Raw genomic sequence first — 22,494 nt, 5'->3', positions numbered from 1 at the left:
TTACTCTATATAACGCGCAGCATAACAAGCGGAACGATCGACTTTAAAGGAAACTTTTCTCGAAAATGCGCCACCACCATACCTTCCCCTTCTTTTATAAGTATCTACAACAATTTTTCGACCTGTTAAATCACGATTACTTGCGGACCCTCCTATCACGAAACGACCTGTTGAATTAATAAAAAAGAGTATTTTCATCGATGAGATAAGAGGGTACAACATCTCGAATGAGTTGCTTTATATCTAAAATTAGCTCCTCTTGTCTAACTTCCTCAAAATGTCGGGTTGAAATAACAATGATATGAATTCGAATCGGTTAATGATTTTGATCATATTCAAGAGTCACTTGAGATTTGGCATCTGGTCATAAATATTTTAGCTTTCTCTTTTGTCTCTTCATGCACAGTTTACTTACAAGAGCATAGCCATACATAATCCTCTGATTTCCCGGCCCCTTGTTCCTGGTAAGAAAAGAACCAAATGCTTCATTAACGCGACCTGGGCAATATCTTGGGATTGCTTACTGAGAGAGGTTATTACGCCACAAGATTGATAATCGAATCCTAACTCGGGATTTTCATAACCAATTTCTTTGATTGTCTGAGTCTACGAGCAATTTTTTAATAATCAAATGGTGATCTCCCCCACACTAAAAACCATCCCTCGGCAAACAAGTATTACACAGGTCACTTGAGCATTCTGATCGATCATTAACAAGCATCTAAATGGCAACTGAAATTTGATCTGCCATTTTCAGGATGTTCAATCGCAACGGATACAGAAGTAAAAAGAAAGTGAGATATGACTAAACCTTTGCCTACGAGTTTTTAATTGTCTGATTTTTCATTTTTTTAATTTAAAGTTTTCAGGATAAAAATACTCCCCTCCCCCTTTTTATCCTCTTTGATGGCTTTTAAGGCAAATTTTTTAAATTAAAGAAAGAAATGATCTATACGATAACTCTTTAAAATAGCCATTAAAAAAGTGTTAATTGAATCTCTTCTTCAAGACTTAAACTCATTCCGAGTCCCAGAAGTCGAACAGGCGCTTTTTTTCTTTCCCATCCTATTCGAATTAACGTTTGATAAGTTTCTAAATCAAATGTTTTAAAAAAAGTATTTTCGACCGTAGTAGTTGTAAAATCTGCAAACTTGATCTTGATAAAAGGTTTTTTTTTATAATATTGATTAGAAATTTTCTCATATCGAATCATCAACTTCTCTATCAAATTTGGAATCTCTTGATAACAAAGCTCCAAATTATTTAAATCTTCCAAAAATGTGGACTCTACACTTAATGACTTTCGAATACGATCTGATATGACAAAACGATGATCAATTCCTCGGCATAGCTCATAAAGATTCCAAGCACGGTTTCCAAAAAGTTTTTGCAAAGTTGTCATGTCAAGTGTCTGTAAATCCCCGCAATTCATTAATCCTAAACTGTGTAATTTTTTTGCCATGACATGGCCAATTCCAAAAATCTTCTCAACAGGAAGATGGACCATAAAAGCATCAACTTCTTTAGGTGTTAACACAAACTGACCATTTGGTTTATGCCAATCACTTGCCACTTTAGCTAAAAATTTATTAGGAGCTACTCCAGCAGACGCGGTTAATCCTCTTTCCTTCCAAATTAATTGCCGAATCTCTTGCGCGATCCACGTTGCACTGCCTCTTAAGGCATCTACATCTGTCACATCTAAAAAAGCTTCGTCTAAAGAAAGAGGTTCTATCAAATCTGTAAATAGATGAAAAATCTCATGAATAGCTTTACTTTCTCGTTTATATTTATCAAAATCAGGAAATAAAATAATTAGATCTGGACAAAGCTGTTTAGCTTTCCAAGAGGGCATAGCAGAGCGTACTCCAAATTTACGAGCTAAATAATTGGCTGTTGCAATAACTCCTCGTTTATCTGGATCACCCCCTACCGCGATTGGCTTTAAAACTAATGAAGGATCATCTCGCATTTCAACAGAAGCATAGAAAGCATCCATATCTATGTGAATGATTTTTCGAAGTGCCATAAATAAAAGAATAATAAATTGCTAAGAAGTTTAATCTGAATATTTTATCACTTATTATTTAGGGATAACGGCAGCATATAGACAAGATAGCAGAAAGCAAATTATCTATCGATAGACTCTGAAAATAGGAAACTCGTTTTTTAGCTTTGCTAAAGCGTTAAAAAAGATGTGTTTTTCTTATCTTTTAGAATCTGCACGCCTTCTATCTTCTCGTCTTTGCTCATAAAGACGGTCGTCTAATTGCTTATTTTGAAACATTTGATTGACGACTCGTTGTTGTTGTCGATTTGCAGCATCCCTTCTTTGTTGAACGCGTTTTTGTTGACGTTGAGAAGCATCCACGTTGGCTTGTACTTTTAACTCTTCACGATGTAACTCATCCATCTTTTCTTGAATTCTTTGATCTTCCTGCCGTGCTTCATCAACTTGTTTTTGCACGCGTTTAATCTCTTCTTTTTTTTCTTGATCTCGTTTTTGTTGCTGCCACCATTCTTCTCTTTTTTCTTCCCATTTTTCATCATCAATTTTTTGCGATTGCGTTTCTGCAGATAAAGAGAAGAGAAAGTAACTGCTAAAGCAAAAAATAAACGTTCCTAATCTTTGTAAAAATACCATACGTTCCTCCTAGAATATCCTACCTTCAATTAGAGTTTCTCTTTTGATTTACAAAAGCAAAAATTTCAACTTTCAGCAGGAAAATTTCCAATTCAGCTTATCCATACCTTCTTTTACAAGATATCTAATCACTTTGTATAGGGAAATTTAACCGTCTCACAAATTTGTCAGGTAGTTAAGGTAAATTATTATCTAAGAAATAAAGCTGGCTTCTAACCTTAAAAAGCAGGGAGAAAAAAGCCTCCCACGATTAAAAAACTTGAGATTTCACCTGCCTTTTATCCCAAAAAAAACCGAGACCCATTCCAATTGCGGACAAGCCAATACTTGACATTTCTTTAAGAAAATTTATTTGTAAATCACGAAAAAGAAAAAATCCAATCGCACCAAATCCCATCGCTAAAAAAGCTGCAGATGAAGATCCTTTTTTATTAAACATAGCCGCAAAAACAGGTACAAATAAGCAATAAACAGATAGTTCGTAGCTTTGTATTAACAAATCAACAATTTCGCCAAAACCAAATGAGGCAAGAAATGCGGCCACCCCTATAGCCGTTGTTAATAATCTCGAAATTTTAACCCCATCCACTTTGTCTAAAGTGACAAAGTCAAAATCTTGGCTTAAATTCGAGCTGATTGCATTGAGAAGAGAAATGGCTGTTGAAATAATAGCCATCAGCACAGCACATCCTAAAAAAGCAGCAAAGGTGGGATTGGTGATTGTTTTAGAAACTTCTATAAAAACACTAGAATGACTGGGAATAGAAAGACCCATTTGCTTTCCTAATACTCCAAAAAAAATAGGGATAATACTAATTCCAAATGTACAAATAGCCGCACAAGCCGCAGCTTTTGTGACAATGCTTGGGGATTTTGCTGCAAAACATCGTTGTGCCATATCTTGTTCTATGACCATAAAAAGTAGAGGCATTAATAGCCATCCACTGAGTTTAGATGCATAAGGGTCTCCCGCAAAAGCATCAAAACCATTTTTCCAAGAGAGCGCCCATGTAGATTCTTGGCTGATCAAAACAAAGAAAAAACCTCCAACAAACACACAGATAAAAAATAATGCTTGAATAATATCAATGGAAACAACTGCTTTCAAACCACCCATCACGGTATAAATAATAATTAATCCCCAAAAAGCCATAAAAAACACAGGTTGGTCGACACCCATACTGACCATGAATTTTTTAGAAGCAATGACTTGTGCAACTAAAATCATAAAGAGGGAAACTATGGAAAGAAGAGAGGCTATTTGTTTTAAAAATTTCGATTGATAGACAATCTCAAATAGTTGAGCAACAGTAGAAACTTGAAACTGAGCCATTTTTTTTCCAATTCCCATTGCCAATAAAACAAACCCTAAGCATGATCCGAGAGGATATAATAACACTCCCCAACCATAACGGTATGCTTCTTCTGCCGACCCTAAAATCAATCCTCCTCCAATTTGGGTGGCAATAAAAGTCATCAATAAAGGAAAAAAATAAACATCTTTTCCTGCTAAAAAATAATCTTGTTGATTTTTTAAATTTTGTGTGGCTTTTTTCCCTGCTAAGAAACAGATAATTTGGATAATCACTACAAGACTAATAAAAATAGACGTATTCATTTGGTGCCTGTCATAAAAAAACTTGTATGGAATAAGAACTTTAAAAATTTACAAGTAGATTTTTTAAATCTATTTTTAAATTTTTACGCTTTCAAAAACATTTAAAATTTGAATGGAAAATTTTAATTAACAAAACAAACGAAATTCACAAGAATTTTAATGAAAACAAGGGTGGGAATGATGAAGAAAAATTAAAGAAGAGGAATTAATTAACGGCCTAAAACGGGATAGATTATTTCGTTGCATATAACATCCTTAATTTAAAATTTCTCTTTTTTATTTTATCTATAATAGACGCTAAAACAAAAACGGCGGATAATTTATTTTATAATAGCATAATATTTAGAGTCAACGATACATTGCTCGATTTCTAGGAAATAAATGACCCACAGCCTTTTTTATTTCAACTAAATAAGAAAGGCTTGAAGGGTCCCAATTTTATTATCAAATAGGCTTTCTTAAAGTTTTAAGAAATATACAAAGTAAGAAAATTTTTAACATTTCACCCCCGATAAAAGGATAAAATCCCATCATTATCACATTTTTCCAACCCACAAAAGGAGCTAAACCTAATACTCCAATCGCAAGTTGCGTAATACAAGCCACAAAACCCATTAAAGCGAGAAACTGAATGTGATGTTTTTTCATTTTTTCTACAGCCCATCCCATTAAATAAACTTGGGCAAGAAATCCAAAAATATACCCAGCTTTAGGACCAAAGAAAACCAGAGGATTCATTTCGAAATTGGATAAAACTGGCATACCAACCGCTATTTCAGCAAAGTAAGCTAAAATCGCCCATACCCCATTTCTCTTTCCTAGTGTGACTCCAATTATCATCACCGCTAGCGTTTGCATTGTTAATGGAATCGGCGTAAATGGAAGTATAATTTTTATTTGAGCACAGAGAGCAAGAAAAAAAGAAGCTGCTAACACTTGAAAAGCAACACTCCAATTTTTAATTAGGAAATTAGTTGATTCATCAACGTGGCTAAGATCTACAGAGTTGGCCATTTTATACCTATGAGGGTTCAAAATTTAAACTAGAGATAACCCATGATAAAAAATAAATTCTCAATTAATGTTTGAATTTATCACTTTATTTCTGAGATTACATATTAAGTGCTTCTATAATAAACAGACTCCAGGATAGTCGTCAATAGACTTCTTAAAAAACATTTTTTTATACGATTCTAGTTTAGAAAAAAAATTTTATTTTAGTGAAACTTGTAAATAAGAATCAATTCGATTACACCAACCTTTTAACCAGCGCTGCTCACCTCTTGCAATGGGAGCATTTTGAACTCTTAATTTGAGTATCTCTTTTGCGGCACATACAAATTCTTCAATAGCAACTTTTCCCTGTTCGCTTCCTTGCATTCTTTCCAATACTTGCAATAATCCCCACCCTTGCCCTTGGTAGCATTCCTGAAAAGAAATTCCCTCTCCTTTAAAATTGAGATAATCAAGAAGGACAAACAATCCATTAGAAGTTTGAGCTAAACGATGAAATTGTTTAGAGATTTGATCTTGTTTTTCAAGTTTTGCATGTTTAAGTAAAATAGGAAGAGCGTAAGAAAGCCTTTCAACCATAAAACAAATTTGCAAATCAATGTGATCGACTAATAATTGACGAAATTCTTTCATTTTAGTACTTTCTTGGGCATCCAAAAAGACTTGACGTGTTTGCCAAGGGCATCCTTGCGCTACCTTTAACCATTCGGGTAAAAGGATTCCGTGCTTTTGTAAGTAAATTAATAAAGAAGGAAACATTTCTTTAAAAGGACCTTGTTTCCCAGGTGGATACCAAATGAAATGACCTATTCCAACTGATGCAAATTCCTCTCCTTTATTCCAACTTGTAAGACCTTCTTGCTTAGCCCCACATTCGTTTTTCCAAATTAGCATTCCCATTTTTTGGGCTTCATCAGGATTAATTGAAAAAGCAGGATTAATGACTACTGCCAAACCAGAACAATTAAAAGAGATGAAAAACATTAAAAGTAATAGACGCAACAATACTTCTTTCATTTTCTCCTTTTATTCTTCAAAAATTGTCATTAAATATTCTTTAGCACATTGAAGTGAAACCGCGCAAGGACTGTAAGTATATAGGGTCACATCTGCCAAATCATGTTGGATATTGGAATCGGCAACAACGACAGCGATCATTTCGCTATTTTTATGAGCTTTAATAAAGTTGAAGAAATCTAAATGATTCGGATATTTTTTATGATTGTAAAAAAAGAATACACAAACATTAATTTCTTGACACTTTTCCAAAACGGTTTGAAATTCTTTTAAATTGGCGTCAAACAAAATGACTTGCACATTTTGATTAGATGTTAACCAATCTGTTTTTTTTAATTCTTCTTTTAAAATGTCAGGTGCAATTAAAGTAATCCTTGGATTCTGAAATGAAATTTTTAAATCTTCATTTAGATTACTCAAGGCTTTTTCTGCAATTTTTTTTGCCAAAGCTTGATTTTTTTGAAGAGAAAGTTCTCTCCTCCTCAATTGTAAATCCTCTTCTTTTGATTGAAAAAGATGATAGGATTCCTTAAGAGCAAGAATCCTTTTTACCGAGATATCAATTCTCGCTTCAGAAATAAGATTTTGTCTAACTGCATTAACAAGAAATTGGTGAATTTTTAAAACGTCTTTAGCTTCCAACTCAAACTCGCTAGACTCATTTAAAAGTCGTTTACCTCCTAGTAGTAAGAGATCATGCCCTGCTTGTAAGCTTTTTAAAGCAGCTTCTTCTACAGTTTTGCCATCTTGCAACACCCCTTGCATGACAAGCGAATCTGTTAAAATGATTCCTTTTTCTCCGACCTCTTTTCTTAGAACATCAATCGCAGATTTCGAAAATGTTACGCAATTCAAAGCATCAAGTGCAGGAACAAGCAAATGAGCAGTCATGACAACAGGTGTTTGAGAAGCGAGGGCTTTAAAGGGAACAAGTTCGACTTTTTCTAATTCAACAAGCGTTTTGTCAACGATAGGCAAAGTATGATGCGAATCGGAATTTGTATCACCATGGCCAGGAAAATGCTTTAGAGTTGCAATCAATCCAGCCTTGTTAAATCCTTCAACTACTTTTGAACCAAATCGAACAACTTCATCTGGACAAGTACTAAAAGAGCGAATTCCAATGACTGGATTACAAGGTTGCGTGTTGACATCTATAACAGGAGCCAAATTCATATTGATTCCCATCGCTAGAAGTTCATTTGCTGACGCACTCGCATACTCAAAGGCTAATTGAGGATCCTTCGTTTGACCTAAAGCATAGTTACCAGGAAAGAGAGTCATCCCTTTGGTTAAACGATTGACAACTCCCCCTTCTTGATCCACTGAAATTAATAAAGGGATTTTATTTTTTTTTTGAAATGCCGCAGCTTGTAAATGGGCGCTTAAATGTTGTATTTGAAGAGGAGAGTTTAAACCATTTGACCATGGATAATAAATAATTCCTCCTACATGAGCTTCATATATCATTTGAAGAGCTTCTTTATTACAATCTTCCCCTCGAAAATGAACGATTAATAATTGACCAATTTTTTCTTCTAAAGTTAAATCTTCAAGCTTAGGAACAGTATTTTCTGCCTTTAATGAAACAAACAAAAAAAATAATAATAATAAATTTTTTTTGTAAATGAATGGAAACTTTTTTGAAATGATAGTAAACATAAAAAAGACCTAAAGAAGAAAAGTAATCCTTATACCAGATATTGGAAAAAACAAACAATTCGTGTCTCTCTAAAAAACTTCTTATTAGTCGTAAAAATTTATTCAGAATGGTCTCTAGATATTTAGATTAATTCTACAAAGGAAACTTTATGCTGTTACCTATCCCTGTTTTAAATTCAACAGAAACAGAAGCTATACTACATAAAATTGAAAAATTGCGTTTTTTTTGGAGCAAAAGGCAAGAACGTTTTTACACCTTGGGTGCTGCCCTTTATTTAGATAAAAACATCGAACTTACAGTTTACGATAAAAAAATTGAATCTAATAATCTTTTTCTCATGCTTCATTTTTCAGACTTATATGATCGGATCTTAGACATTTTAAAAAAAGAATTAAAAAGCGACGTGATGTATGAGTCTTCTCTTGCACTCCCTGGTTTTCATATTTTTTTATCTTGCCCAGAATTTGTTAAACAAGGTGGCAAAATCCATTTCGATCTTCAATTTAAACAAGCAAATTGGAGCCATTACAAAGAAGTAGATTGGTCTAACCCTTTAAGTTTTACTTTAGCTCTTGCCTTACCTCAACAAGGAGGTGGATTAAATTATTGGGATAAACCCTACGATCCGCAAGATCTTTTAAATCCAGCGCAAGCTGTTAAAGACATTCCAAGCCATTATATAGAGTATGAAGTCGGAAAAATGGTCTTACATAACGGTTTGCTTATCCACCAAATTGCTCCAGCCAAAGGATTTAATGAGTCTGATTGTCGCATCACTTTACAAGGACATGCGATCCGGGCAGATGGAACTTGGCGAATTTATTGGTAATTAGAAAACTTTTCTAGACTGTGGCTGTATTGAATTAATTAACCACTCTTTCACCATTGCCTTTTTGCAACATTCGTTTTGCTTTTTCTAATTGGTGACGAATCGCTTTGTCTCCGAATACTTTTCGGATTTTTTTCTGAAAACTTTCCTCATTTAAATCCCCTAAAAATCCATTTAAAGAGTCTAGTAACAAAATCTGATCATTGTTAAAGCCCAAAGTTATCCAAGCATGGGCTCCGATTACTCGATTATCTTTGACAAGCTCGTCACGCATAATTTGAACCTTGCCAGTGAAACCAATATCAGGATGAGTTTGAATAAATTTATCTAAAAAGAAAGCAGCCACTAGCGAATGATGCCGGCAGACCCCTACTTGATTAACAATAAATACATCAATAGGAATACAAGGTTGGGAATTGATTTTATATATAGCAGCATCATTTTGAGAATTGGTTACTAGCTTGTTAATTTTTTCATTCGCCAATGAATCTTTAGGAAAGACAATAGTAGACATAAAATAATTTGTGAGTATCAAAAGCTCTTTAGGAGAAAGATTAGGCTTACCTTTAGCTCGCATAAACTTCATAATCAATTGTTCAAATTGATTGTATTTGTCATTGAGTACAGGAGAATTTTGAGGATCTAATAAAATCATTTCTCTGCTTGCAGATGAACCACAGGAAACAAGAGGTTTTTCAGGTTCTGCAAATTGAGTGACTTCTGAAGTTACAACTTGATAAGTCACTCCATCGATTTGAAGCTGATTTTCAATTTGTTTATAGCCAGGAATATGAGCTAAATGATCTTGCATTAGTTGAGTACGTTTATTTAATGTTTCTACACCCCATTGAAATAAATCGGGATTAATCGACGCAAGTTTCCTTTGCAAGTCTGCATTATTTGGTGAAGCAACATGGGGAGAGCCTTCCATCCGGTGCTTAAATAATTGGTCAAGCATGATAATAAGGTGATCGTGTTTGTAAATAGACACCTTCCACCTTTTACACATTCTATTCCATTCGTCCTCTCCAGCAATTTTACTTATTTTAATTCGGCGCAAATCTTGATGTTTTTGAATAAAATACTCATTGATTTTCTGAATATTAGTAAAGCTGATAGAAAAAAAATGCCGGATCTGTCGAAATTGTAATAATCCTATTTTGTCACATAATGCAGCGAATTTAACCACAAAGCTATTTTTTTCTGCCGATGTAGCTATAGCTAATAAATCATAATAATCCATAAATCAAACTCTATTAATAATTAATTGTTATTATGTATATTATAAAAATTAAAATTAAAAAAAATTAAATGTTTTTCTCATTTATAGTTAATATTTTTTAATAAGATATTTAAACAAAAATTTTTAGACGAATTAGAAAATTGAATAACTTTAAATTTTTTTTGAGATGCTTCGATAATTTTGACTTAGAAATAATTAGTTAGAAGAAGAAGTCTGATAGGCAACTAATTGTTTTTGATGAACCCAATCAGACCAAGTCATTTCAAAATTGGGAACCTCCCGGCAATAAGTATAAAAAGCTCGAATGAACTCGATACGATCTTTGGCAGGTTTTTGTTTATAAGTTTCATTTTTTTCGGCTTGAACAAGATCTGCTCCACCTAACAATGTTTGTCTAGACAAAATATCATTCAATCCGACAGTTTGAGCATTATGCATTATATCATATAAAGTCATAAAGGTTGTTGTACGCCCTTTTCCTCCTTTACAATGTAAATGAATCCAAGAATCAGCAGGAAGGCTTAGAACAATTTCAATAAATTGATCGACAACAGAATCAACCGGTCGATGATGGTCTGTGATTGGCAAACGAATATATGTATAGCCAAAAGATTCTACTAATTCTTTCTCTGTCTTCACTTCCCTAACAAAAAATTTTTGAAAATTCTCGCCTAAATCTTTTGATAAATCAACAATAATAGATCCTTTTTGAGCTGTTAATTTCAATCGTTTTTGCTCATCTAGTTCGATTTGACGAAGAGTTTTACCCACATTACCATAGTTCAAGCCATCAGTCCAACTGATAGGTGTTCCATCGATAAAACCATGTGATTCTTCTCTTAAATCAAGAACAAACGCTTTCCCCTTGATTTCTCGAGACATATTTTCTAAATCTTCTTGAGAAAATTGCCCACTACCAGATAAATGAAGTTGAGTCAAACCTTTTAAATTAGCATAATTTCCAACTAATTGAGAAATTTGCTTTGTGCTTCTCCATTTTTTTGGTAAGTGATTTTCAGAATTTAAAGGAGCGTCAACAATGGGAAATAAAGTGGGTTGGTGTTGATAGAGAAATGACTGCGCTACTACCCCTAAGCTAAATAGAAAGAGCAAAATATATATATTTTTCATTATGTAACTTTTGTTTAATCTCTATTTTTACTTTTAGATATAAGAAAAATCAATATTTTAAACTTAATCAAATACTATTGTAAATTAACAGCTGTTAATCAAATATTGATTAAAAATATGTTAAAATATCATTAAGAAAATGTCTAAATATAGAGGAATAGAGAGAACCTTAGTCAAACTAAGGATTTTCATCATTAATTTTTTTAATTCGAGAATGAAGATATGTTTGATTATATGAGGCGTGCTATTGAAAGTGCTTATGAAGGAATTGATAAAGATGAGGGTGGCCCATTTGGAGCCTGTATTGTCGACAAACAAGGCCAAATACTTGCTGTCACACATAATACTGTGTTGAAAGAACAGGATCCAACTTGCCATGCAGAAATGAATTGTATTCGCGAAGCTGCTCGTCGTTTAAAGACTCACATTTTATCAGGATGTACATTATTTACGACCGCAGAACCATGTCCCATGTGCTTGGCAGCTATTTATTGGGCTCGAATTGAAAAAGTGTATATAGGTGTAAAAAAAGAGTGTGCTGCCCAATATGGATTTGACGACGCTTTTTTTTACGAACAATTATTGCTACCCCCGGAAAAAAGAGAGGTTCTAGCTATATTTGATCCAGATTCGTCAAAACAATGTGAAGAAGTTTTTGTTAAATGGCATTCATTAAACAGGCGGCTCTATTAAAAACGATATGAAAACAGATGAAATTACCATTCCACACCCTAAAAATAGAAAAGTAAACAAAACAAAACAAATAAATTTTTATATTAAAAAATTTTTAATTATTTTAGTTCTATTATGGAAATTTTCTCTATACAGTTTTGATAATCAAAAAGTTGAAATATTAAATCTAGTCATTGTTCAAACCTACCCACACGATACAAATGCGTTTACCCAAGGGTTAGTATTCTATCAAAATAAACTATATGAAAGCACTGGGCTTTACGGACAATCTTGTTTAAAAGAAATAAATCCTTCAACAGGACAAACAATTCAAAAGTATTTGCTTCCTCGTCACCTGTTTGCAGAAGGTATTACTTTAAACCATCAAGAACTTATCCAATTGACCTGGAAAGAAGGAATTGCTCTTATTTATCAAATAAATCCTATTCGTTTAATACGGCAAATCACTTATGAAGGAGAGGGTTGGGGTCTTTGCTATGATAAAGAAGATGATTCTTTTTATATGAGTAATGGATCTTCTGAACTCGTGAAACGTCATCCCCGGGATTTTACCATTGAAAAAACGATCCCAGTTACCTGGAATGGACAACCCGTGAAGTTTTTGAATGATCTCATCTGCGTGGAAAAGTATATTTATGCAAATGTCTGGAATGCAGATTATATCATCCGATTAGATAAAAAGACAGGCATCGTCAATGGTATCATTAATGCCTCTCAATTATTACCTAAAAAAATCAAACAAAGTCTTGGATACGAATCCGTTTTAAATGGCATTGCTTACAATGAGTTAACTCACACATTTTACTTAACTGGAAAATTATGGCCTTACTTATATGAAGTTAAATTTGAGACTGTTCCATGAATAAAAATCATCCAAATCCTGAAGAGTTAAGAGAGTATTTAGACAGACGGTTTGGACAAGAAGATGCGGTCTTACATCACATACGTCAAAACTCGGTTATTAAAGGCCTTCCTTCCATTCAAATTCCTATTTATCTAGGTAAGCTCCTTAATTTTTTAGCCTCAACTCTGCAAGCTAAACATATTTTAGAGATTGGCACATTGGGTGGATATAGTACAGTTTGGTTAGCTCGAGCATTACCAGAAACAGGATATATGATTTCAATCGAAGCCAACCCCCAGTATTGCCAAATTGCTCAAGAGCATCTCCATAAAGCTGAGTTAAGTCACCTCGTTAAAATTCGGCAAGGCTATGCGGTAGATTTATTAGCTCAAATTGCAACGGAGAATTTAGCCTCTTTTGACTTTGTATTTATTGATGCAGATAAAGAAAACAATGTCCTTTATTTAGATTGGGCTATTCATTTATCTCAACCTGGTTCATTGATTTTAATTGATAATCTCATCCCGAAAGGTAAGCATGTCGGTTACCCAAATCACGAAGAAGCTCAAACCATTTATGCTTTTAATGATTATTTGGCTGTTCATCCAAAACTTGAAACAGTCCTCATTCCCACTCTTGTACGAGAAGGAAGATTAGACGGTCTGGCTCTTGCTCGTGTCAAAAAGTCCTAAACATTCTAATAATTACACTTCTTCTTTGGGGTGCTATTTAATAAAATTAACCTGAATGTTGGATTTTTAGGTAGCCTTTAATAATAGGCGATGTTGTTCTGCTAAGTTAATGGATGGCTTTTTAGGTTGGTTCGGCATTTCTGTGGTGTGTCTATTCAATCTAAGAAATATTTTTTAATGAATTATTTACTGTGAAAGTGCTTTCGAAATAACCCCTCTTGTCAACAACTAGCTTCCCAAAAATCCCTTTCGGCAAGGTTTCGGCAACGGAAGACATTAGCAGCATTTACAAAGTTAAGCTGAAAAGCCAAAATTCAGGTTACTCTTGCAATGATTTTTAGCTATATGTCATTTTGTTAAAATATCTATCAATTAAAATTTATTTAACTCATTTGGATGGTCATTTTGAATATTTCTAACCTAAGTTATAGTTATCCTGTCAATACAATGACCCCTTCTGACTATCAATCTCAAGAAGTTAGCGATTCTCCTAGAGATGAAGTTAACTCCTTAGCCAATTCTTTGGATAATCTAGAAAAAACTAATGCGCCAATGATTCAAGTTCCCGATCTTTCATCTTCATCTGAAGAACTTCAACTAAGTTTTCAAGAAGGAATTTTTCTGACTATTTCTCATTCTCAGTTAGCCATGTTAAGAGAAAAATCCCTTTATTTTAAGACTCTTTGGTCAGGAAATTTTCAAGAAACCCTGCAACATCCTCTCGCTTTGACACAAAAGGAGTTTATGCATCTGCTGAATTGCGTCATGGATGCTAACGTTAAAGTTCCTTTGGAAGAGATTCCTTCTTCTATTCAACTAGCCGATTATTATGAATTAACGGAAGTAGTGAAAAACTTAGAAGAGCAGTTAATTGATGGGTACAAATCACAAAGACTTGAACCCTTTAGCTCCACTAAAGAGAGTTTATTCGGATTAAAAGAGCTTTTAAATTTTGCGCAGCAATGTCGATTAAACCCTTTGAAAAGCTATTTAGAGTTTACCGTTGTGAGCACCTTATTAAACCAGACCTCTCAGTTAGCAGAGTTTGAAAGGATTATAAATCACTTCTCGAATGAGATAGAAGCACTCAATTTTTCAAACAATGCTGACTTAACAGATGCTCATCTCTTAGCTTTAAAAAATTGTAAAAACTTAAAATTGCTTGATCTCCAAGGATGCTGGAATTTTACGGATGCAGGATTAGCGCATTTGACATCCTTAACGGCTTTGCAGCATCTAGATTTAACGGAATGTTTCAGAATCACGGACGTCGGATTAGCACATTTGTCCCCTTTAGTCGCTTTACAGCATTTGAATCTGATTGGTTGTGATCTCACGGATGCAGGATTGGTGCATTTGAAACCTTTAATCGCTTTAAAACATCTAGATTTAATGCGATGTTGGAAACTTACCGATGCAGGACTAGCGCACTTAAGGCCCTTAGTCGCTTTGCAACATTTAAATTTAACAAATTGTGAAAATATCACAGACGCTGGATTAGCACATTTGATACCCTTAATCGCTTTAAAACATCTAGATTTAATGCAATGCTGGAAACTTACCGATGATGGATTAGCACGTTTGACGTCCTTAGTAGCTTTACAGCATTTAAATTTGAGTGAATGCTCTTACCTTACCGATGCAGGATTAGTGCATTTGAGGCCCTTAGTCGCTTTGCAGCATCTAGATCTGGCTAATTGCTATGAGCTCACCGATGCTGGATTAGCGCATTTTAAATTCTTAGCAGCTACAACACATTTGGATCTGCGTCGCTAAACTCTCGATTTAGAAAATTTGTTTTACATAATCGAGAATATATTGCTATCGTTAAGCCTTACGAGAATTTGTTGGTATTAAATCAATGGCGCTACTTGAATGAAATGAAAATCCTATAGTTTTACATATTTTAGAAAGCGGGATAAATACGAATAAAGAAGTCGCAATAGCCCCGAAACTCATCGCTTGATCAACTCATTTCCCATTTTCATCACGAAGACTATTAGGATAACGTATACAAAGGAACTTAAAGACTTTATTGCAGATAAAGTCAAAGGAAAGAAAAGTTCACACAAAAAAACTCAACATTACTTACTCTTGTCAAAGATATTATGACTATATTGAAAGAAAGTTTATAGATACCGTCAACAAAAAAATTGCTTAGATAATTTTGGAGGTGATATGGGATTAAAAGAATACTTTAATAAACGAAACTTTAACGAGACAACTGAACCACACGAAAAGACTAAAGAACATTCCTCTCAAAGCCTTTTGTTCGTCGTGCAAATGCACAACGCCTCTCATTTACATTATGACTTCCGATTAGAATTAGACGGAGTTCTTAAAAGTTGGGCTATTCCTAAAGGGCCCTCTCTCAATCCCAATGATAAACGTTTAGCCATTCAAGTTGAAGATCATCCTTATTCTTATCATAATTTTGAGGGAACTATTCCAAAAGGAAATTATGGAGCAGGAGAAGTTATCGTTTGGGATAAAGGTAATTATTCAGCTCTAGGAGCAAAGTCCCAAAAAGAGTCCGAACAATTCATAAGACAAGGTTTAAAAAAAGGACATTTAAAATTTGTTTTAAATGGGCACAAACTTAAAGGCGAATTTTCTCTTATTCGATTTCAAGGCGATGACAAGCAATGGTTACTCATTAAGAAAAGTGATGAGTATGCTTCTCAAGTATCCATTCTCGAAAAAAATGAATCTGTTTTATCTCAACGAATCATTTCTCCAGATCCAAAAACAACTGGTAAAAATCCCAGAAAAACGCGTAATTCGATCCTTATTCAAAAAGAAACCCAAAAAACGACCATGCCACAAATAATCAAACCCATGCTTGCCACTTTGGTCGATAAACCTTTTGACCATCCCGACTGGCTATTTGAAATTAAGTGGGATGGATACAGGGCGCTAGCTCAAATTCACAACCAATCCGTTTTTTTATGGTCTCGTAATCATCTTTCATTTAACTCACGATTTGATCCGATTGTAAAAGCCTTAAATGAAATGACAGTCGATGCTTATTTAGATGGAGAAATTGTCGTTTTAAATGAAAATGGACAACCAAGCTTTCAACTCGTTCAAAATTACCTAAAAAACCAAGAAGGATTTTTAGTTTACTACGTGTTCGATCTTCTCTACCTAAAAAATAACGATTTACGAGAATTAACCCTTTTACAGCGGAAAGAGCTGCTCAAACAAATTCTACCAAAAAATCCCCGCATTCGTTTTTGTGAACATTTGGTTCAAGAAGGAAAAGCCTTTTTTAAAGTGACTTCTCAAGCTGGATTTGAAGGAATTGTAGCTAAAAGAATTGATAGTACCTACCAATCCACGCGCAGTAAAAAATGGCTAAAAATTAAAACTCATCAAAGACAAGAAGCAATTATTTGTGGCTTTACAACTCCGAAAGGTTCCAGAGAGCATTTCGGATCTCTACTTTTAGGAGTCTACAAAGATAATGAATTGCTTTATGTGGGCCATACAGGCAGTGGATTCGATCAAAAATCGTTAACTTATGTGCGTGATCTCTTAAAACCTCAAGAAACCTGCCCTTTTTCTTTTCCTCCCAAGCTTCATCAACCAACCACGTGGGTAAAACCTGAGCTAGTTTGCGAAATCCAATTTGCTGAATGGACAAAAGAAAAAATCATGAGACAAGCGATTTTTATCGATCTTCGCGAAGATAAAAAAAAACAAGAAGTTGTGCTAGAAGAGGAAGTAAAAGTCAAAAAAATTTTACAAGAAACTCCTTCCATTTCTAAACAACAAAAAATAAAACCTAGCATCCATACGGAATTATCTTTTACGCATTTAGATAAAGTTTATTGGCCCCAAGAAGGGTATACAAAAGGAGATTTGCTTGAGTACTATCGATCGGCATCTTCTTTAATTTTGCCCTATTTAAAAGATCGACCAGAAACGCTCCATCGTTATCCAAATGGAATTGGTCAGCCTGGTTTTTATCAAAAAGATCTCCTTCATGCACCCAATTGGGTTCAAATAGAAACCATCTCTCATGAAGAAAGAGAGGTACACTATATTATCATCAATAATGAGCAAAGTTTACTCTATGTAATCAATTTAGGATGTATTGAATTAAATCCCTTTAATGTTCGAAGGCAATCTTTGCATTATCCAGATTATTTAATCCTTGATTTGGATCCTGAAGGCATTTCATTTGATCATGTCATTGAAGTCGCTCAAGGAATTCACCACATCTTGGATCCATTAGACATCCCTCACGTGTGCAAAACCTCTGGGGCTACCGGACTCCATATTTATATTCCGATGGGGGCTCGTTATACTTTTGAAGAAACCACACAATTTGGCAAATTGATCGCTCACTTAGCTCATGAAAAAATACCAGATCTCACTTCTTTAGAAAGAAACCCTAAAAATAGACAAAACAAAGTCTACCTTGATTATTTACAAAACAATTTTGGACAAACCGTCGTTGCTCCTTATTCCGTTCGCCCCAAACCTGAAGCCCCTGTCTCTACCCCTTTGTCATGGAAAGAAGTGAAAGTTGGTCTTCGCCCAACAGATTTTACTATAAAAAATTGTTTAAAAAGATTTCAAAAAGTAGGTGATTTATTCAAACCAATTCTTGGTAAAGGAATAAATTTGGAAAAAATTCTCAAACAACTAGATGATTAATTAAAGTTCGTTAAATTTGAATCAGCTATTTTAGTCCTTTTTTTGCCACAGGTACAACGTTGCATAGCTGCGCCATGGACGCCACACTTGTGATAATTTCTCCGCTTGCTTCGCCGTTACTTTGCCAAGTTTTTTTCGCAATGCCACATCTTCTTTTGGAAATGCATCAGGCCATTGGAGAGCCCGTAAAGCAATATAATGAGCCGTCCATTGGCCAATCCCTGCTATCGATGTTAATTGTTTAATTGTCAAACTCAGATTAACGCCTGCTTCTAATTTAAGAGTGTTTGATGACATTTGTTTGGCTAATTCAATTATTGTTTGAGCTCTTGCACGAATAATTCCAATAGTCGCAATTTCTTCCCACTTTAAAGAAGAAATGCGTTGAGAACTTGGACATAAATAATGCAACTCTGCAAAGGGAGTTTTAAATTCCTCACCAAATGCTTTTACAAATCGACTAGCGAGTGTAGTGGCTGCTTTGACAGTAATTTGTTGCCCTAAAATAGCTCTAAATGCTAGCTCAAATCCGTCAAATGTTCCAGGAACTCTCAAACCTGGATTTTTTGCCACTTCTTCTGCTAAAAAGGGATCTTGCCCAAGTTGGACAGAAATTTTATCAGGCCTAGCATTTAAATCAAAAAAATTGCGAATTCGCTCTAATAATATCGCTAGCACAGGAACTAAAGAAGAATCAATTTTGACTCTTAGGCAATGTTTATCCTCTACATGAGAAACGTGAATCCAACCTTTATACTCTCTAATCTGTACAGTACGTAAATAACAATTATTTTTAACTAGCTCTATTCCCTTTAAAGAACGAATAGATAAAAAATTTAAAAAACCTATCCAATCATAGGGAGGACGATAATTCAATTGCAGCGTAATGTATGCGGAAGAAAAAAAAGTTTTCTTTCGTTGATCTTCTTTTTTTAATTGGCTGGGAGGCATGCGATAATGCTTTTTAAAAGCATCATTGAAACGACGCAAGCTAAAAAATCCACTAGCAAAAGCAATATCTATCACACTCAAATCGGTATCCGTCAATAACTGCTTTGCTAAAAGTAACCGGCGAGTTAACAATAATTGAATCGGTGAGACACCAAATTCTTTCTGAATGACCCGCCGAATTTGACGAGAACTTAAATTGAATTTTAAGGCAATATCTTCAAGTCCTAATTCATCGAACAATCCTTCTTGCATAGAAGAAATCAAAAGATTGGCAAGGCGATGAGCATCATCTACTGGGGACAGACCCGGTGCTAGCTCTGGACGACAGCGCAAACAAGGTCGAAAAAATTCTTTTTCAGCTTCCCCTGTACTTTTGAAAAAGCGACAATTTGATTCTTTTGGTCTTCTCGCAGGACAAATACACCGACAGTAAATTCCAGTAGAAAGGACTCCCACATAAAAAATCCCATCAAAACGTGCATCGCGGGAAAGATAAGCTTTAAAATACATTTTTTGTTCTATCTTCATCTTTTTAATGATAAAAGGTTTTCAAAAAATTTTCTAGCCACTTTCGGACATTAAAGTTAGGAAAGGGTTAAAAGATTTGATGACCTAAAATGGCGAGTCTTAAAGTATAAAATTAGATATTCTTGTTAGAACAACATTAAAGAGAGGGATAAAACATGCATAACAAACATGTAGAACAAATATTTTTTTCTATCGGTAATTCTAGCTTTGGACAAGTCATTGTTGCTCAAAGCCAAGTAGGGCTTTGCGCAGTTATTCTAGGGGAAAATCCTGCAGAACTTCAATTACTTCTTCAAGCTCGTTTTCCTCAAGCTCATTTAATTCATGATGATTACAAAACAAAAAACATACTTTCTCAAATTATTGAGTTAATGGAAAATCCTCTCAAAAAAATAGACTTTACTTTGGATGAAAGAGGAACTCTCTTTCAAAGATCTGTCTGGAAAGCCTTAAGAGAAATTCCAATTGGAACAACATCTAGCTATGCAGAAATTGCAAAAAAAATTAACTCGCCAAAAGCTGTTCGTGCTGTAGGAGGAGCTTGTGCGGCTAATCCTTTAGCTCTTGTGACACCTTGTCATCGAGTTATTAGAAAAGACGGAAACTTATCTGGATATCGGTGGGGAATTGAACGCAAGTTGCAATATCTTCAATTGGAAAGTAAATTAAAAAAATAAAAAAGTCGCTTAAAAGCGATATCCTTTAAGCGACTAAACTTAGAAGAAAACAATATCTTTTAAAAAGAAAATATAGAGCTTAAAATACCCTTCTTAGAAAATTTTTTGCTCGGTGTTGTTTTTTTAGTACTGCTCCTCTTAGTGACTGAGCTTTTTTTTGCTGTTGCTGTTACAACCTTTTTCGCCGGTGCTTTTTTAGAAGCCGTTTTTGCCGACGTTTTTTTAGTCGCTGTCGTTTTCTTGATTGTATTAGTACGAGGAGAAGTTATTGTCGATTTTTTAGCTGTTGTGGCTTTCTTTGCTGGAGATACCTTTTTTACAGGGGCACTTTTTTTAGCTGGTGCTGCTTTCTTAGCTGCCGGACTTTTTTTTGTAAGAGTAGGCTTTTTAGCTGCAGAAGTTGTTGCTTTCTTTACAGCTGGTTTTTTAGCTGCTGTGGCTCCTTTTGCTGTTGTCGCTGTTGCCTTTTTGGTAGCTGTTTTAGCTGTTGCACTTTTTTTAGCCTTTGCTGCTTTTGATGAACTTGATTTTTTTGCCCCACCTTTTAAGCCGCCACCAGTTAACTTGTTAACTGTAGCCCAAGCGCGTTTTTCCGCCTCTTTGTCACTCACACCACGCTTTTCATAGCTTTCTTCAATATGTTCTGCTTGTCTTTTTTGTTTATTCGTATAACTCGATTTATCACCTTGAACCATAACATCACTCCTTTGTTTTGTTATTCTATTGTCATTAAAATATTTTTTAGAAATTCATGCAAATTGATTCTCGCAAAAAACATTTTAAATTAATTTTTCCGATGAATTTTAAATCCCATTTATATAAAGAAATACAAAGTTTAGAATTTTGGCTAATTGTTACTTGAGTTTTGGAAAGTATTAAGCAACCTATCTACATTATTTATAGGTGATAAAATACGCCCAATTATAAGCTAACCAAAATCATTTTAAACAAACAATTTTTAAATCAATGTACAATTGAAATGAGCGACCCTATTAATAAAAATCCAAATAACATAAAACCTGCATGAACGAAAAAACTTTTTAAGGTTTTTCTATCCCAAAGTACCGGTGAAAAATGCGTTGTCGCCACAAAACCAAACCAAATCCAGATAACGACGACAATCTTTTCTAGAAAATCTTTCGCTTGCGTGATTTGTATAAAGATAGCCAAAGTGTAAGCTATAAAAAAAGAAATTAATAATTCTCCGATATAAGCTAATGCAAGCGATGTTTGTTTAATCGGTGGATTAATAACTTCTTCGTACCGTTTAGAACGGTGCCCAAACATAGCTGGAGAATACCAAATAGTTCCTAATATAAAATAGGCCATTGCCGCAAAAAAAATAGTGGTATAATTTATAGAAATATTTTCTAAAAACATATTTTTCTCCTGATTAGATTTTTTTAATTATTTATAAAGTTTAGGTTATTAATCTTTAGACGCGATGGCTTCTTTAATTCTTATTTAATCTAATTGCAAAAGCAGGTCAATAGACTTTTAATCCTTAATGAAAACTATTTAGGATTAATAGTAAAAAGGGAAACATTTTTTATGATAAAAAAATTCATAAAAAATCTAAAAAAATCTCTTGAGTTATGTGACGATGAGGAATTTGAGATATTTCTTCTAAATCATTAATGGAGCAATGATTTAGAGAAAACTTCTGTTCGAGTCTATTCAAGAGTTGATCTTGGAACTTTGATTGATCGGAACAAAAATCTTTTAACGAACAAAGGAAATCTAAATGGGATCGATCTTTCCGATAATGAGGTCTTTTTTTAGGAAGAGATAAATATTGCATTTTATCATAGCAAAAGTCCCAAAGCAACGAACTATGATGTAACCACCGATTTTTAGTAATCGATTGCGCATTACCTCCAAATTTCCTTAGGCCCATAACATAATCGTTTTCTTTTAGCTGAAATGGGTGAGTTGGGAAAATAGGACGGTAAAACTCTTCTGTCCATTGCATAATATGTTGAGGGAAAGGAGAAATAGATAATTGTGAAGCATGACAAATAAAGGTGACAAAAATGGTATTTTCATCCACCACCACTGTTCCTCCTCCACTAAAACGACGAATCAAAGGAATTGGGTTTTGATAGAAATAATCTAAATTAATTAACTCATCAACACGCCCAGAAATCCCTAAAACAACGGCTGGCGGTGAGCCTTGATTAATTAAACACCAGTTGTCGTGTTTTGTACGTAGTAAAGCTTCTTCCCATTTTAACTGGGTTAAAATAGGAACGTTCTTTAACTGTACAACATTACATTCAAGCATG

The 22,494-nt window shown here is 34.3% G+C and carries 20 protein-coding genes; 7 read left to right on the top strand and 13 right to left on the bottom strand.

Annotated elements, in window-relative coordinates; all coding sequences use genetic code 11:
* The 7 genes from TY19_RS27170 to TY19_RS27140 all read right to left on the bottom strand — a co-directional run bounded on the left by TY19_RS27170 (position 1) and on the right by TY19_RS27140 (position 7,955).
* On the bottom strand, positions 1 to 222 hold the full coding sequence (locus tag TY19_RS27170) for a methionine adenosyltransferase domain-containing protein (protein ID WP_052354893.1): 222 nt from the start codon (positions 220 to 222) through the stop codon (positions 1 to 3).
* Positions 223 to 976: 754 nt separating this feature from the next.
* Positions 977 to 2,029, bottom strand: a complete 1,053-nt coding sequence (gene dinB / locus TY19_RS27165) for a DNA polymerase IV (protein WP_042282028.1) — start codon at positions 2,027 to 2,029, stop codon at positions 977 to 979.
* Between the two features lie 177 nt (positions 2,030 to 2,206).
* The gene (locus TY19_RS27160; protein ID WP_042282026.1) at positions 2,207 to 2,644 is read right to left on the bottom strand and encodes a hypothetical protein; all 438 of its coding nucleotides are present in this window, start codon (positions 2,642 to 2,644) and stop codon (positions 2,207 to 2,209) included.
* 250 nt (positions 2,645 to 2,894) lie between these two features.
* Positions 2,895 to 4,262 carry a sodium:solute symporter family protein gene (locus TY19_RS27155; RefSeq protein WP_042282024.1) on the bottom strand — a complete coding sequence of 456 codons (1,368 nt, stop codon included), beginning with the start codon at positions 4,260 to 4,262 and terminating at the stop codon, positions 2,895 to 2,897.
* A 444-nt stretch (positions 4,263 to 4,706) separates the two neighbouring features.
* The gene (locus TY19_RS27150; RefSeq protein WP_052354892.1) at positions 4,707 to 5,276 is read right to left on the bottom strand and encodes a biotin transporter BioY; all 570 of its coding nucleotides are present in this window, start codon (positions 5,274 to 5,276) and stop codon (positions 4,707 to 4,709) included.
* 198 nt (positions 5,277 to 5,474) lie between these two features.
* The gene (locus tag TY19_RS27145) at positions 5,475 to 6,293 is read right to left on the bottom strand and encodes a hypothetical protein (protein ID WP_052354891.1); all 819 of its coding nucleotides are present in this window, start codon (positions 6,291 to 6,293) and stop codon (positions 5,475 to 5,477) included.
* A gap of 9 nt (positions 6,294 to 6,302) precedes the next feature.
* Complete coding sequence (locus TY19_RS27140; protein ID WP_052354890.1) at positions 6,303 to 7,955, bottom strand: glycoside hydrolase family 3 protein; 1,653 nt, start codon at positions 7,953 to 7,955, stop codon at positions 6,303 to 6,305.
* 149 nt (positions 7,956 to 8,104) lie between these two features.
* Between TY19_RS27140 and TY19_RS27135 the strand changes: the two genes are divergently transcribed.
* Positions 8,105 to 8,785, top strand: a complete 681-nt coding sequence (locus tag TY19_RS27135; RefSeq protein ID WP_052354889.1) for a hypothetical protein — start codon at positions 8,105 to 8,107, stop codon at positions 8,783 to 8,785.
* A 34-nt stretch (positions 8,786 to 8,819) separates the two neighbouring features.
* Here TY19_RS27135 and TY19_RS27130 read toward each other — a convergent pair whose 3' ends face one another.
* The gene (locus TY19_RS27130; protein ID WP_042282022.1) at positions 8,820 to 10,028 is read right to left on the bottom strand and encodes a hypothetical protein; all 1,209 of its coding nucleotides are present in this window, start codon (positions 10,026 to 10,028) and stop codon (positions 8,820 to 8,822) included.
* 195 nt (positions 10,029 to 10,223) lie between these two features.
* Positions 10,224 to 11,159 (bottom strand): phosphatase domain-containing putative toxin, encoded by a 936-nt coding sequence (locus TY19_RS27125; RefSeq protein ID WP_052354888.1) that lies wholly within the window; start codon positions 11,157 to 11,159, stop codon positions 10,224 to 10,226.
* A 222-nt stretch (positions 11,160 to 11,381) separates the two neighbouring features.
* Here TY19_RS27125 and TY19_RS27120 point away from each other — a divergent pair, with 222 nt between their 5' ends.
* From TY19_RS27120 to ligD, 5 genes are all read left to right on the top strand, one after another.
* Entirely contained in the window at positions 11,382 to 11,852 is a 471-nt protein-coding gene (locus TY19_RS27120; protein ID WP_042282020.1) for a nucleoside deaminase, read from the top strand.
* A gap of 7 nt (positions 11,853 to 11,859) precedes the next feature.
* Positions 11,860 to 12,714, top strand: a complete 855-nt coding sequence (locus TY19_RS27115; protein ID WP_052354887.1) for a glutaminyl-peptide cyclotransferase — start codon at positions 11,860 to 11,862, stop codon at positions 12,712 to 12,714.
* A complete protein-coding gene (locus TY19_RS27110; RefSeq protein ID WP_042282018.1) occupies positions 12,711 to 13,388 on the top strand; it encodes an O-methyltransferase in 678 nt (225 codons plus the stop codon). The genes TY19_RS27115 and TY19_RS27110 overlap by 4 nt, the downstream gene beginning before the upstream one ends.
* A 405-nt stretch (positions 13,389 to 13,793) precedes the next feature.
* On the top strand, positions 13,794 to 15,164 hold the full coding sequence (locus TY19_RS27105) for a BTB/POZ domain-containing protein (protein ID WP_052354886.1): 1,371 nt from the start codon (positions 13,794 to 13,796) through the stop codon (positions 15,162 to 15,164).
* A 402-nt stretch (positions 15,165 to 15,566) separates the two neighbouring features.
* The gene (ligD, locus tag TY19_RS27100) at positions 15,567 to 18,053 is read left to right on the top strand and encodes a DNA ligase D (protein ID WP_042282015.1); all 2,487 of its coding nucleotides are present in this window, start codon (positions 15,567 to 15,569) and stop codon (positions 18,051 to 18,053) included.
* A 30-nt stretch (positions 18,054 to 18,083) separates the two neighbouring features.
* Here the strand turns inward: ligD and TY19_RS27095 are convergent, their stop codons facing one another.
* Positions 18,084 to 19,514, bottom strand: coding sequence for a DNA-3-methyladenine glycosylase 2 family protein (locus TY19_RS27095; RefSeq protein ID WP_042282013.1), 1,431 nt, complete (start codon positions 19,512 to 19,514; stop codon positions 18,084 to 18,086).
* A gap of 173 nt (positions 19,515 to 19,687) precedes the next feature.
* Here TY19_RS27095 and TY19_RS27090 point away from each other — a divergent pair, with 173 nt between their 5' ends.
* Entirely contained in the window at positions 19,688 to 20,209 is a 522-nt protein-coding gene (locus tag TY19_RS27090; RefSeq protein ID WP_042282012.1) for a methylated-DNA--[protein]-cysteine S-methyltransferase, read from the top strand.
* Between the two features lie 59 nt (positions 20,210 to 20,268).
* Here TY19_RS27090 and TY19_RS27085 read toward each other — a convergent pair whose 3' ends face one another.
* From TY19_RS27085 to TY19_RS27075, 3 genes are all read right to left on the bottom strand, one after another.
* Complete coding sequence (locus TY19_RS27085; RefSeq protein WP_042282011.1) at positions 20,269 to 20,904, bottom strand: hypothetical protein; 636 nt, start codon at positions 20,902 to 20,904, stop codon at positions 20,269 to 20,271.
* Between the two features lie 268 nt (positions 20,905 to 21,172).
* The gene (locus TY19_RS27080) at positions 21,173 to 21,589 is read right to left on the bottom strand and encodes a DUF1761 domain-containing protein (protein WP_042282010.1); all 417 of its coding nucleotides are present in this window, start codon (positions 21,587 to 21,589) and stop codon (positions 21,173 to 21,175) included.
* Positions 21,590 to 21,773: 184 nt separating this feature from the next.
* Complete coding sequence (locus tag TY19_RS27075; protein WP_042282009.1) at positions 21,774 to 22,493, bottom strand: lipoate--protein ligase family protein; 720 nt, start codon at positions 22,491 to 22,493, stop codon at positions 21,774 to 21,776.
* Position 22,494 lies beyond the last annotated feature (1 nt).

Source organism: Candidatus Protochlamydia sp. R18, assembly GCF_000648255.1.
GTDB lineage: Bacteria > Chlamydiota > Chlamydiia > Chlamydiales > Parachlamydiaceae > Protochlamydia > Protochlamydia amoebophila.
The sequence above is the reverse complement of the archived record's forward strand: the minus strand, read 5'-3'. Positions and strand labels throughout refer to the sequence as shown.